Source organism: Sediminibacillus albus (genome assembly GCF_900101125.1).
Lineage (GTDB): Bacteria > Bacillota > Bacilli > Bacillales > Amphibacillaceae > Sediminibacillus > Sediminibacillus albus.
Genome location: NZ_FNFL01000008.1, coordinates 44444 through 56077 on the forward strand (window position 1 = coordinate 44444; position 11634 = coordinate 56077).

General features: G+C 40.6%; 14 protein-coding genes. 9 read left to right on the forward strand and 5 right to left on the reverse strand.

The features are described 5' to 3' along the window. Positions 1-6: 6 nt before the first annotated feature. The 4 genes from BLR93_RS16145 to sda form a co-directional block, all read right to left on the reverse strand. Positions 7-1488 (reverse strand): Na+/H+ antiporter subunit D, encoded by a 1482-nt coding sequence (locus tag BLR93_RS16145; RefSeq protein ID WP_093216834.1) that lies wholly within the window; start codon positions 1486-1488, stop codon positions 7-9. After that, positions 1481-1819, reverse strand: coding sequence for a Na(+)/H(+) antiporter subunit C (locus tag BLR93_RS16150; RefSeq protein ID WP_093216835.1), 339 nt, complete (start codon positions 1817-1819; stop codon positions 1481-1483). Before BLR93_RS16150 ends, BLR93_RS16145 begins: the two co-directional genes overlap by 8 nt. 1 nt (position 1820) lies before the next feature. Next, complete coding sequence (locus BLR93_RS16155; RefSeq protein WP_093216838.1) at positions 1821-4154, reverse strand: Na+/H+ antiporter subunit A; 2334 nt, start codon at positions 4152-4154, stop codon at positions 1821-1823. A gap of 289 nt (positions 4155-4443) precedes the next feature. Next, positions 4444-4584, reverse strand: a complete 141-nt coding sequence (sda, locus tag BLR93_RS16160; protein ID WP_093216841.1) for a sporulation histidine kinase inhibitor Sda — start codon at positions 4582-4584, stop codon at positions 4444-4446. 395 nt (positions 4585-4979) lie between these two features. On the opposite strand from sda, the gene BLR93_RS16165 reads away from it, so the two are divergent. Genes BLR93_RS16165 through BLR93_RS16200 form a run of 8 tightly spaced genes read left to right on the forward strand, consistent with a single transcriptional unit; the run spans position 4980 to position 9999 of the window. Next, complete coding sequence (locus BLR93_RS16165; RefSeq protein ID WP_093217167.1) at positions 4980-5495, forward strand: YqeG family HAD IIIA-type phosphatase; 516 nt, start codon at positions 4980-4982, stop codon at positions 5493-5495. 4 nt (positions 5496-5499) lie between these two features. Then, on the forward strand, positions 5500-6600 hold the full coding sequence (yqeH, locus tag BLR93_RS16170; RefSeq protein WP_093216843.1) for a ribosome biogenesis GTPase YqeH: 1101 nt from the start codon (positions 5500-5502) through the stop codon (positions 6598-6600). 11 nt (positions 6601-6611) lie between these two features. Continuing rightward, a complete protein-coding gene (gene aroE / locus BLR93_RS16175) occupies positions 6612-7451 on the forward strand; it encodes a shikimate dehydrogenase (RefSeq protein WP_093216846.1) in 840 nt (279 codons plus the stop codon). A gap of 1 nt (position 7452) precedes the next feature. Next, positions 7453-7743 (forward strand): ribosome assembly RNA-binding protein YhbY, encoded by a 291-nt coding sequence (gene yhbY, locus BLR93_RS16180; protein WP_093216848.1) that lies wholly within the window; start codon positions 7453-7455, stop codon positions 7741-7743. A gap of 11 nt (positions 7744-7754) precedes the next feature. Beyond that, positions 7755-8324 carry a nicotinate-nucleotide adenylyltransferase gene (locus BLR93_RS16185; RefSeq protein ID WP_093216851.1) on the forward strand — a complete coding sequence of 190 codons (570 nt, stop codon included), beginning with the start codon at positions 7755-7757 and terminating at the stop codon, positions 8322-8324. After that, positions 8311-8904, forward strand: a complete 594-nt coding sequence (gene yqeK, locus BLR93_RS16190) for a bis(5'-nucleosyl)-tetraphosphatase (symmetrical) YqeK (protein WP_093216853.1) — start codon at positions 8311-8313, stop codon at positions 8902-8904. Before BLR93_RS16185 ends, yqeK begins: the two co-directional genes overlap by 14 nt. Beyond that, the gene (gene rsfS, locus BLR93_RS16195) at positions 8897-9244 is read left to right on the forward strand and encodes a ribosome silencing factor (protein ID WP_093216856.1); all 348 of its coding nucleotides are present in this window, start codon (positions 8897-8899) and stop codon (positions 9242-9244) included. The genes yqeK and rsfS overlap by 8 nt, the downstream gene beginning before the upstream one ends. After that, positions 9244-9999 carry a class I SAM-dependent DNA methyltransferase gene (locus BLR93_RS16200; protein WP_093216858.1) on the forward strand — a complete coding sequence of 252 codons (756 nt, stop codon included), beginning with the start codon at positions 9244-9246 and terminating at the stop codon, positions 9997-9999. The genes rsfS and BLR93_RS16200 overlap by 1 nt, the downstream gene beginning before the upstream one ends. Before the next feature lie 71 nt (positions 10000-10070). On the opposite strand, the gene comER is transcribed toward BLR93_RS16200, so the two are convergent. Further along, positions 10071-10895: a late competence protein ComER gene (gene comER, locus BLR93_RS16205; protein ID WP_093216861.1), complete on the reverse strand. Its 825-nt coding sequence runs from the start codon at positions 10893-10895 to the stop codon at positions 10071-10073. An 89-nt stretch (positions 10896-10984) separates the two neighbouring features. On the opposite strand from comER, the gene BLR93_RS16210 reads away from it, so the two are divergent. Then, entirely contained in the window at positions 10985-11587 is a 603-nt protein-coding gene (locus BLR93_RS16210; protein WP_093216863.1) for a helix-hairpin-helix domain-containing protein, read from the forward strand. Positions 11588-11634 lie beyond the last annotated feature (47 nt).

Genomic DNA, 11634 nt, shown 5'->3' on the forward strand with positions numbered 1-11634 from the left:
ATAGGTTTACTCCTTAAAAACAGAATCGATATATATTTCAGGGTTTAATAAGTCGTTTGATATGTCTTCGACCACCGGATAGAAAAGTTCCGCACCGACACCGAGCAAAACAGAAAAGAAAATCAAGAAAGCTATCGGCCAAGTAAAAGCGTTTGCGGCCTTTTTGTTAACAATGATCGTTTCATCTTTTTCTCCCCAGAAACCTCGTACAAATATCTTCATCAAGGAATATAGAATGAGCAGGCTGGATAGCAGGCCTATGATCGCAATTATTATTTCTCCTTCCGCAAAGCTTCCTTGCAAAATCAGTAATTTTCCGATAAACCCGCTGAATGGAGGGACACCAGCAAGTACAAAAGCTGAAATGAACAGCAGCCAGCCGAGCAGTGGATATTGATTAATCAATCCTCTCATTTTTCTCAAGTCAGAAGTGCCTGCTAAATAGGATATAGCTCCTACTAGCAAGAATAGGGCAGCCTTGATAATCATATCGTGGACTAAATAATAAACAGATCCACTAATAGCTGTTTGATTATATATCCCGATACCCATAATCATAAATCCAACCGCCGGCATAATATTATAAGCGATGATCAGTTTGATATTGTCTGTCGATAAGGCTCCTATTACTCCAAATACAAGGGTGAAGCCGGCTATCCAGATAAATAAGTCGTGTGTTAAAGAGGTTTGGTGGACAAAAACCAAGGTAAACATCCTGATAATCGAATATACGCCCACTTTAGTCAATAGTGCTGCAAACAAAGCAGAAATAACTGGGTTTGGAACCGTATATGGTTTAGGCAGCCAGTAATAAAGTGGAAATAGGGCAGCTTTTGTTCCAAATACGAAAAATAGCAGGATACCGATCGTCGTTAGTATTCCTCGTTGTTCTACCTCTTGGACTCGTTCAGCCATTTGGGCCATATTGACAGTACCCAAAACGGAATAAAGAAACGCGATAGTTGTCACAAAAACGATAGATGAAAAAAGATTGACCAGTACGTACTTAATTGACTCACGCAGTTGGACTTTTTCTCCGCCCAAAGTAATTAAAGCATAGGAAGCCATTAATAATACTTCGAAAAATACAAACAGGTTAAACAGGTCCCCTGTTAGAAAAGCTCCAGAGACACCAGTAATCAGCAAAAAGAAAAAAGAGTAAAAATAAAAGCTTTCTTTTTTCTCTGCTAAGGAATGCTGGGCATAAAAGACACAAGCCAAACCAATGATGTTCGTGGTTAGTACGAGTGTGATTGCCAGCAGGTCAGCGACTAATACGATACCATAAGGCGCTTCCCATCCTCCTGTTTCTAACGTCACTGTGCCATTTTGATAAACATAATAAAAGATATAGGCTGCTACCCCTGTGTTAAGGATAGACAGCAGTTTAGCCGTATTTCTCGCCAGGATTGTTTTTTTATGAATGAAAGCCAATAATATCCCGGCAATTAACGGGATGATTATTGGTAAAACTGCTAAATTACTCATCATGGTTACCCCTTAATTTTTCCATATTATCTGTCTCGTTTTCTTGTGCAGCTCGATAGGACAAAACAAGCAATAAACTTGTCAAGCCGAAACTGATAACGATAGATGTTAAAACTAACGCCTGTGGAAGCGGATCAGCATACTCTGTTATTCCGTATTCCAAGACAGGTGGAGCGCCACGCTTCAATTTTCCCATTGTTATAATGAATAAATGCGCCCCGTTGGATAATATCACTGTTCCGATTACTATTCTGAGCAGCTGCTTTTGTAAAATATTATATATCCCCGCAGCAAACAGAATTCCTGCCACGACCGACATGATTATTTCCAATTTACTCACCCTCCTTGCTGCGGCGCAGCTTAATTAGAGTATAAATACTAAAAGCTGCAATGCCTAACACTGTAATCTCAAAAAGGGTATCAAGCCCACGCATATCGACGAGGATGACATTTACGACGTTATCTCCACCGCCTAAGTCGTGTGAGGTTTCCAGGAAATAATCGGAAATGACCGAGAACCATTTACTGCTGTGGGCAGAAATACCAATCAATGCCATCATACTTCCAAATGCGATAGCAATGATACCGTTAGTCAATTTAATTCCTAATCCTTCCGTCCTTGTACGCAATTGAGGAAGGTGATAGAAGCAGAGCAACAGCAGAGCAACAGTAATTGTTTCGACAGCAAGCTGTGTCAGCGCTAAATCCGGTGCCCGGTAAAATACAAATAATAGAGCCTGGCCATATCCTGCTACTCCAAGGATAATAATTGCAGCTACATTGTCTTTGGCGAAAATAGTAGCAATAGCAGCCACACTGACTAGGACACCTACTAAAAGTTCAGGATACGTGATTGCTGCTAAGTCATCTGTCTTCCAGGTAAAACCGCCAGTGCCGATCATGACAGTTGTCGTTACTAAAAATATGGTAGAAATGATCAAAGCAGTATATCTTCTTAGCGACCCATTCATATAGGAATTCGTCAAATTAGCAGAGTAAACATCCAATCCGGATAACAAACGATTGTAAACCTTATTGAAACTCAAACTGCCAGGAATGGTTTGATAAATTTTCCACCATCTTTCCCGAAAAACAAATAACAACGTACCAAGTGCCACTACTGTCAGCGACATGAAAAAGGCTGGAGATAAGCCATGCCAAAATGCAATGTGTTTGTGTACTTCCTCACCGCTGATTGCTTCAGCTGCATGGGCAAGAAACGATTCATTGAACAAATTCGGAAACAAGCCAATAATTATAACTCCGCCAACCAATATGATTGGAGCAGCCAGCATGCCAATTGGCGCTTCATGCGGTTTTTTCGGAAGTTCCTCAAGTTTCTGCCCACCAGTAAACGTGCCAAAAAACAAATACATAGAGTAGACAAAGGTAAAGATACTGCCGAAAACTGCCAAGTACGGTATCACTTGTTTCATCATTGTTGCTATCCATAAAGTGGTGTCGCCAATGTCCAGGGCGTTTTCGAAAAACAGTTCCTTACTGTAAAAGCCGTTAAGGAAAGGCAGCGGGACACCTGCCATCGAAAATGTACCAAACAAGGCAAGAGTCATCGATATTGGCATTAAGGTCATAAGGCCGCCCAGTTTACGAATATCTCTTGATCCTGTTTCATGGTCGATTATCCCTGCAATCATGAACAAACTTCCTTTGAAAGTGGCATGATTCAAAATATGAAACACGGCTGCAAATACTGCTGCTTTCGTTCCAAAACCCAGCATCGCCATAATCATCCCCAGCTGGCTAATGGTAGAGAAGGCTAGAATGCCCTTAAGATCTGTCTGCCTGACAGCCATATAAGAGGCCCAGCATAGTGTAAGGATACCGATCCCGCTGACGATAATAAAAAACCATTGATATCCTGTAAATATAGGAGAAAATCTAGCTACAAGGAATATCCCTGCTTTAACCATTGTGGCTGAATGCAAGTAGGCACTGACAGGCGTAGGTGCTTCCATTGCATCCGGCAGCCAGATATGAAACGGGAATTGAGCTGATTTCGTAAATGCCCCTAATAAAAGAAGCCCCAGGATTAATGGAAGGTAAGCACTGCCAAGAATGGCATCTGTATCAGCAATCATCGCTTGAATACTTGACGTACCGGTTATAACATGCAGCAAGATAAAGCCGCCAAGCATGCTTAAGCCACCGAACACAGTAATTAACATCGACTTCATTGCGCCGTACCTTGACCCCTCCCGATGGTTCCAAAAACCGATCAAAAGAAAGGAGGAAATAGACGTTAACTCCCAAAATGAATAAAGCACATATATGTTGTCTGATAATACTACTCCGAGCATGGCAGTCATGAACATTAGAAGATAGACGTAAAAGTGTGCCAGCTTCTCGGATTTATGTAGATAGAAGATCGAATAAAGGGTTACTAATGCCCCGATTCCGCTGATGAGCAATACAAATAGTAAACTTAACCCATCAAGGTAAAAATCCATAAAAATATTCATGGACGGAATCCATGGATTACTTTCTAAGACAGGTGAAAACCCTTCGCCAACATATCGGACAAAATAAATAAAGATTCCGAGAGGAACGAAGAAGACAAATACCCCTGGGTGGATTTTGCCTTTAAATTTACTCAGAAAGGGAATGGAAAGAGTAATAATAAGTGGAATTAAAACTGCGAATAGCATCTAAGTTTGGTCCTCCTTTAATATATATAGCAGGTATGAAGGGGAAAGTTTTGAACAATCAAGCTTTCATTCACGAGCAACATGCAGTCGCAAAAGTTTGCTTTTCACTTTCATTGTAATCAGAAGATAGAGTAATATTCAACTAAATACCTTTACCTGCTGTCTAACAACGAAAAATTTTTCAATAAGACCCTATAATACCATTTTAACGAAAATAAAAAACTCCTGCCATTGTTAAAGATGACAAGAGTTTGACAATTTTAATGTAACGGATTGAAAGCTAAATGATTTAACTGGAATACTTAATTTCATGGGTCAAAGATCTTCTTTGTATTTCCTTTTCTATTAAATGAATAAATTCATTGCTTAAATTCAATTCATTTGCTTTGTGGTAGGATTCAATTAATAATTCATCAGATAAATGTTCCATATGGCTGCCCCTCCTGTATTGGAAGTTTCCCATCAAAATACATTCAAAAAAGAATGTCTGTCGTGAAGTTATTAATACTTTACCATGAAAGCAGGGGTTGGACAAGCAGCAAGTTATCTACAGGACCTTGTATATAACTTGTTAATAAACTCTATTTTTCATTTATAATATTTGATTTAACAGCAACGATAATGTGTATAAAGTTATCCACAATAAAAAGAATAGGGGAATTTGTCGAAAGAAAGATAGCATCTTTTAGGGGCTTCAGCATATGGGCAGACAAGGGAGACGATGAAGGAATGGAAAATTTGTTTTGAAACGAGCCAGTAAAATGTATATCATGAGTAAGGAGCATTAAGAACGGTTATACATAGAATGAGGTGACTAGTGATTTGATATTAAAGAAGTTTTTACCGAATGAACATGTAAGAGATGTTTTTGAAATTCGTCCGGAGGATTTAAAAAAACGTGGTATCAAGGGGATTATCACTGATTTGGACAACACACTGGTAGCTTGGAATGTGGAATCTGCTACTCCGGAAATCATCGAATGGTTTAAATTGATGGAAGAACACCATATAAAAGTGACCATCATTTCAAATAATAAAGAAGAAAGAGTGAAATTGTTTTCGGAGCCACTGGCAACACCTTTTGTTTATAGTGCAAGAAAACCTTTAGGACAAGCATTCAAGAAAGCAACGAAGCAAATGAATTTAAAAAAGGAAGAAATCGTCGTTGTAGGCGACCAAATAATGACGGATGTCCTTGGCGGAAATATTGCAGGCTTTTATACAATCCTAGTTGTTCCCATCGTTAAAACGGACGGGAAGCTGACAAAAATCAACCGTCAAATCGAAAGAAGGATTCTTAGTTGGATGAGGAAAAAAGGAATGATTACGTGGGAGGAATAGAACAATGGAAGAAATAATTTGCCAAGGCTGCGGGGCATCCATTCAAACAAAGAATGAGGGAGAACCTGGCTTTGCACCAAAATCTGCTTTAGATAAGGAGATTGTTATTTGTAAACGATGCTTCCGGCTAAAGCATTATAATGAAGTTCAGGACGTTTCGCTGACAGATGACGATTTTTTGAAAATGATTAGCCAGATTAGAAATACCAACGCGCTTGTTGTCCAAATCGTGGACATTTTTGATTTTAGCGGTAGTTTTATCAACAGTTTACAACGTCTGACGGGAAATAACCCGATTCTTTTAGTTGGCAACAAGGTAGACCTGCTGCCGAAATCTACTAATCACAATAAAGTAAAGCAGTGGCTGAAGAAATCTGCAAAGGATGAGGGGTTGACTGTCCAAGATGTCCTTCTCGTTTCTGCAGTAAAAGGACGAGGGTTCGAGGGATTCGAACAAGCTGTTGAAGAGTATAGGAATGGGCGGGATGTTTATATTGTCGGAAGCACAAATGTAGGTAAATCTACTCTGATCAACAGGTTGATCAATAGATCTACAGGGGTAAACGATGCGATAACTACTTCCTATTTTCCGGGAACTACTCTCGGCTTTATCGATATTCCTCTTGATGAGGACAGCTCGTTGTTTGATACACCAGGAGTAATCAACCGAAAGCAGATGGCTCACTATATGTCCGATGAGGATTTAAAAGTTATCACACCTGGCAAGGAAATCAAACCGCGTGTTTTCCAATTGAATGAGGGCCAAACCCTTTACTTCGGAGGACTCGCCAGATTTGATTTTAAAAAAGGCGGCAGGAAAGCGTTCGTCTGCTACTTTGCCAATCAATTAAATATCCATCGGACGAAGCTGGAAAACGCAGATGATTTATATCAGCGCCATTTAGGCGATTTACTTAACCCTCCGAATCCGGCATCGATTGACTTGTTGCCAGAATTAGAGAGCAAAACAATAAAAATAAAAGAGGAAAAGACCGATGTGGTTATCCCTGGTCTTGGGTGGGTGACAGTACCAGAAGGGGAGGCAACGGTGACTGTTTTCAGCCCTAAAGGGGTTACTATTTCGGTGCGTCCATCTTTAATATAGGAGGGGGTACCATGAATTATCAATTTGGACTTATCGGTTATCCTGTCAACCATTCGCTATCTCCTTGGATTCACCAGCAATTCATGAGTGCAGTTGGATTGGAAGGAGCATATCTCCTGTTCGAAACACCTGTGGAAAAGCTTGATGAACGGCTCAAACAATTAAAACAAGACCAGATACATGGCTTTAATGTTACAGTACCTTATAAACAAAAGGTCATGGCTTTTTTGGATGAGGTAGATGCAGACGCTGACCGCATTGGCGCTGTTAACACCGTAGTTAATCAGGGAGGACGCTGGAAAGGGTACAATACGGATGGGATAGGTTATATTCGGTCTTTAAGGAAAGAGTTTCCTGACTTGTTTTCCTCTGAAAAGAGAGTGCTGATCCTAGGTGCTGGGGGAGCCGCCAGAGGTATATATCGTGTGCTTGTGAATGCAGGATTCCAAAAGGTAGATATAGCTAACAGAACCAAAGAAAAGGCGGAAGGCCTGCTTGATTTACAAGAAGTACATACGGAAACAGCAATCTATGGATATAAAGAAGCAGAGGATACTCTTGATAAGTATGACTTGATTGTACAAACTACCTCTGTAGGCATGTCTCCAGATAAGGGGAAGCAGATTATTTCATTAAAAAAGCTTCATCCACATACAGTGGTTAGTGACATCATATATAATCCATTAACGACACAATTATTACAGGAGGCTTCTGATCAGGGAGCTAGAGTCCATAGAGGACATACGATGTTATTATACCAAGCCCGATATGCTTTTGAAATATGGACAGGTACACAGCCAGCGATGAATGGGATAGTTTCCCAACTAGAAAAGAGATTGCGAGGAATTTAATATGTTAACAGGTAAACAAAAAAGGTATTTAAGGGCACAAGCCCACCATTTAAATCCAATTTTTCAAGTTGGAAAAACGGGTGTTAATGGAAATATGCTTGTTCAAGTAAGTGAAGCTCTGGAAAAAAGGGAGTTAATAAAAATAAGCGTTTTACAAAATTGCATGGAAGACAGAGGCGAAGTCGCCGAGCAGATAGCTGATGGCACGAAGGCAGAAATAGTGCAAGTAATTGGAAATGTCATCGTATTGTATAAAGAGTCTCAAGAGAACAAGCAAATTGAACTACCATAAAGGAGCAGGTTATGAAACGAGTCGGTTTACTGGGAGGAACCTTTGATCCTCCCCATACTGGACATCTGTTAATCGCTGAGGAAGTACGGCAAGCCTTACAGTTGGACGAGGTTTGGTTTATCCCTTCTTACCAGCCTCCCCATAAGCGGCACTCTGGAACACAGGCAGAGTTACGAATGAAGATGGTTGAAGCTGCAATAGAGGGTAACCAATACTTTAGTGTTAACCCTGTTGAGGTTGTACGTGAGGGTAAATCCTATACAGTGGACACGATAAGATTGCTGCAAAAGCACCATCCTGATGTAGAATTTTACTTTATCATTGGTGCAGACATGGTCGAGTACCTTTCCAAATGGCATCGAATTGATGAATTGGTTGAACTCGTGCAGTTTGTAGGTGTTAAGAGGTCTCATTACCCTTTAGAAACAAGCTACCCAGTGATAGAAGCAGAAATACCGGGGATGGACGTTTCCTCCACATTAATTAGAGAAAGAATTGCTGCTGGTATATCTGTCCGGTATTTGGTTCCGGATTCCGTAATCAATAAGATAAAGGAGCATCAATTATATGGAGCGGAGTGAAGCACTTGCAATCGTTGAACCGCAATTGAATAAAGCCCGGTTTGAACACACAATAAGAGTTACCGATACAGCATTAGAATTAGCAAAGAAGTATGGGGGTAAATTAAAGACAGTAGAGCTTGCAGCAATCTTTCATGATTACGCAAAATACCGGAACCGCGCAGAAATGCAACGATGGATTGAAACAGAGCCATTGCCAAAGGACTTACTGGACTACCATCATGAATTATGGCATGGTCCAGTAGGGGCATTGCTCGTTAAAAGGGAAGCGGGAATAGAGAATGAGGATGTTCTAAGTGCAATCCGGTGGCATACAACTGGCAGAGCCGCTATGAGCCATATCGAGAAGTTAGTGTTTTTAGCAGACTACATCGAACCGGGGCGGGATTTTCCAGGAGTAGACCAAGTTAGAGATGCGGCAAAACAAGATTTGGATTTCGCCTGCTGGATGGTTTCTAAAAATACCATAACTTACCTAATCAGTAAAAACCAGCGCATTTATCCGGATACTTTTCATGCTTATAATGATTTAACCAAAGTAATGGAAGATACTAAATGGAGGGAAGAAATTAATGGATAGTAAACAACTTGCACAATTAGCGGCAAAAGCGTGCGACGAAAAAAGAGGAGAAGATATTGTTCTTTTAGATATGAAGAATGTTTCCTTAATTGCTGATTACTTCCTTATTTGCGAAGGAAGCAACGAACGGCAGGTTCAGGCAATTGCAAGGGCGATTAAAGAGCAGGCAGAGGAACACAATTTGGGAGTGAAAAGGCTGGAGGGGTTTGACCAGGCTAGGTGGATATTAGTTGATTTAGACGATGTTGTCTGCCATATCTTCCATAAAGAAGAAAGAAATTATTATAACCTGGAACGTCTTTGGGGAGATGCGCCATTAGTCGAGACAGGGATTGACTGATGTCCTACGCAAAGCTCGCCTTTGTATATGATTTACTTATGGAAGATGCTCCTTATGATGAATGGGCAGCTTTCGCTCAGTCCATGTTTTCCGGTCAAAATGATAACGTGCGTTCGATCATCGACTTAGGATGCGGAACAGGCCAGATCACAAAGCGATTATCAAAATCAGGATACAAGATGACAGGAATCGATAACTCGGAAGAAATGCTGTCGTTAGCCAAGCATTCCGCCGCTGAGGAACAGCAGAACATTGAGTGGTTTCATGCAGATTTGCGGAAAATGAAAGGTTTTCACTCGTTCGATGCGGCTATTAGCTTTTGCGACGTTATTAATTATATCACCGATGAAGAAAGTCTTAGTACCGTGTTTGGCAACATAAACAGAACTTTGAAACATCACGGTTTATTTTTATTCGATATTCATTCATTAAATCATGTGGAAGAAGATTTGGCAGGCCAAACTTTTGCAGAGATTTACGAAGATATTTCCTATGTATGGCTTTGCCAGCCAGGAGCTGAGGCAGGAGAAGTGTATCATGATTTAACCTTTTTTGTTCTGGATAAGGAGGATAAATATCAGCGCTTTGATGAAAGGCACCATCAACGTACCTTTCCACTGGCAGTGTATCAAAGGCTGTTAAAGGAACAGGGATTTGAAATTAGCGGCGTTTATGGCGACTTTTCTGTGTCCCCGCTTACAACGGAAAAAGCTGAACGCATTTTCCTTGCATGTAAAAAAATCGAGGAAGCTTGAACATGCTTCTCGATTTTTTTACATTTTTTTATTCAGGAGAAGGAAAAAAACGAAAAATATCGAACATATATTTAACCCTCTAACATTTGGTAGCTAATCTTCTCGATGTCCTCTCTGTATTTAGCATGTGTTTTGCTTATCAAATGGTTAAACAGCTGCCCGGTTTCTTTCTCCAATACGTTTATTCCTTCACCGGTAACTCCGCCCTTCACACAAACCTTTTCGATTAATTGCGGCAGGCTGTAATGTCCATCTTCGAGCAATTTTCCATAACCTATTAACATGTTTTCCATTAATTGGGTAGCTTGGGCTTTGCTGATGGCAGTCTCCTGGCAGGCTGCTTCTATAAACTGCTGGGCAAGGTAACTAAAGAAAGCGGGCCCGCACGATACGATATCGGAAGCAATTCTGGTAATATCCTCAGGAATGATTTCCGGATTGGAAAATATCCTGCTGCTTTGGATCAGATAGCCTTTCGTTTCTTTACGGACTGAAGCTCCGAAACTGAATAAAGTGGTTCCTGCAAGAGCTCTGTTAGTAATGCTCGGAATCATTCTGGCAACCTGGCAGGGCACCAGTTTTTCAAGCCGCTGTACGGAGTATGGACTCGTAATCGAGACAAGGCAGTCATCTTTGGTTAACCTGCTGTATATATCGATTAGCAGCTGGAATATATCCCCGGGCCTTGCGCAAATAAATATTATATCTGCGGTTTCTGCTAAATCCTGTGCCCGATCAATAACATGGATATTTGGATATTTTTCTTTTACGGCATACGCTTTACTGATATTCCGGTTTGTTATATAAAGATGCTCTTGATCAATGACCTTGGAAGACATCCAAGCATCAATGAGGATTTGCCCCATGTTTCCCGTTCCAATGATTCCCCATTTCATTTCATCAACTCCCCGCATGTTTTACCAATCTATTTTATGAATCAAAAAGGAAACTTATGAAAATATTCGCCAAGGAGGGTGTTAATTTCATGAATTTGCTAAAAAAGTATTGGCTGGTTTTATTGTTTGCAATAGCGATTGGATCAGTAATAGTAATTAATTATGTAAGTGGATCGCAAACAGAAGAAAATGCCGGGGCTCCCCGCATTCCAGAAGAAATTTCTTCTAGTCAGTTTGTGTCGCCTGACAGTCACGAAACGGACAAAGATAAAACAAAGATTTATGTTGATGTGAAAGGTAATGTGAAGCAGCCTGGAGTATATCAAATCGATTCCGGTAAAAGAGTCAGCGATGTTATTGAACTCTCTGGAGGTTTTTTGGATACTGCAGAAAAAAATGCGGTCAATCTTGCCCAAAAGGTGCATGATGAAATGGTCATCATCGTCCCTGAAAAAGGGGAAGAAACGAGCCAAAAAATACCATTAGATCCGACTGAGGAAAAGCTGCGGTTAAATGGTGCAGCAGAAGAAGAGCTGACCACTTTAACAGGGATTGGGCCATCAAAGGCGGCTGCGATTGTACAGTACAGAGAGGAAAATGGAGATTTCCAACAGATGGAGGAATTGCTGAATGTTTCAGGCATCGGAGCAACAACACTGGAAAAGATAGAATCAGAAATACTTATCCCATAGATCATTGACGGAATATTGAGCCGGGGTTAAACTGATAAAAACGTTTG

Excerpts from the sequence above, each read along its gene's own strand:
- BLR93_RS16145 (WP_093216834.1), bottom strand. The coding sequence starts at position 1,488 with ATGAGTAATTTAGCAGTTTTACCAATAATCATCCCGTTAATTGCCGGG.
- BLR93_RS16155 (WP_093216838.1), bottom strand. The coding sequence starts at position 4,154 with ATGCTATTCGCAGTTTTAATTCCACTTATTATTACTCTTTCCATTCCC.
- sda (WP_093216841.1), bottom strand. The coding sequence starts at position 4,584 with ATGGAACATTTATCTGATGAATTATTAATTGAATCCTACCACAAAGCA.
- yqeH (WP_093216843.1), top strand. The coding sequence starts at position 5,500 with ATGGAAGAAATAATTTGCCAAGGCTGCGGGGCATCCATTCAAACAAAG.
- aroE (WP_093216846.1), top strand. The coding sequence starts at position 6,612 with ATGAATTATCAATTTGGACTTATCGGTTATCCTGTCAACCATTCGCTA.
- yhbY (WP_093216848.1), top strand. The coding sequence starts at position 7,453 with ATGTTAACAGGTAAACAAAAAAGGTATTTAAGGGCACAAGCCCACCAT.
- BLR93_RS16185 (WP_093216851.1), top strand. The coding sequence starts at position 7,755 with ATGAAACGAGTCGGTTTACTGGGAGGAACCTTTGATCCTCCCCATACT.
- yqeK (WP_093216853.1), top strand. The coding sequence starts at position 8,311 with ATGGAGCGGAGTGAAGCACTTGCAATCGTTGAACCGCAATTGAATAAA.
- rsfS (WP_093216856.1), top strand. The coding sequence starts at position 8,897 with ATGGATAGTAAACAACTTGCACAATTAGCGGCAAAAGCGTGCGACGAA.
- BLR93_RS16200 (WP_093216858.1), top strand. The coding sequence starts at position 9,244 with ATGTCCTACGCAAAGCTCGCCTTTGTATATGATTTACTTATGGAAGAT.
- comER (WP_093216861.1), bottom strand. The coding sequence starts at position 10,895 with ATGAAATGGGGAATCATTGGAACGGGAAACATGGGGCAAATCCTCATT.
- BLR93_RS16210 (WP_093216863.1), top strand. The coding sequence starts at position 10,985 with ATGAATTTGCTAAAAAAGTATTGGCTGGTTTTATTGTTTGCAATAGCG.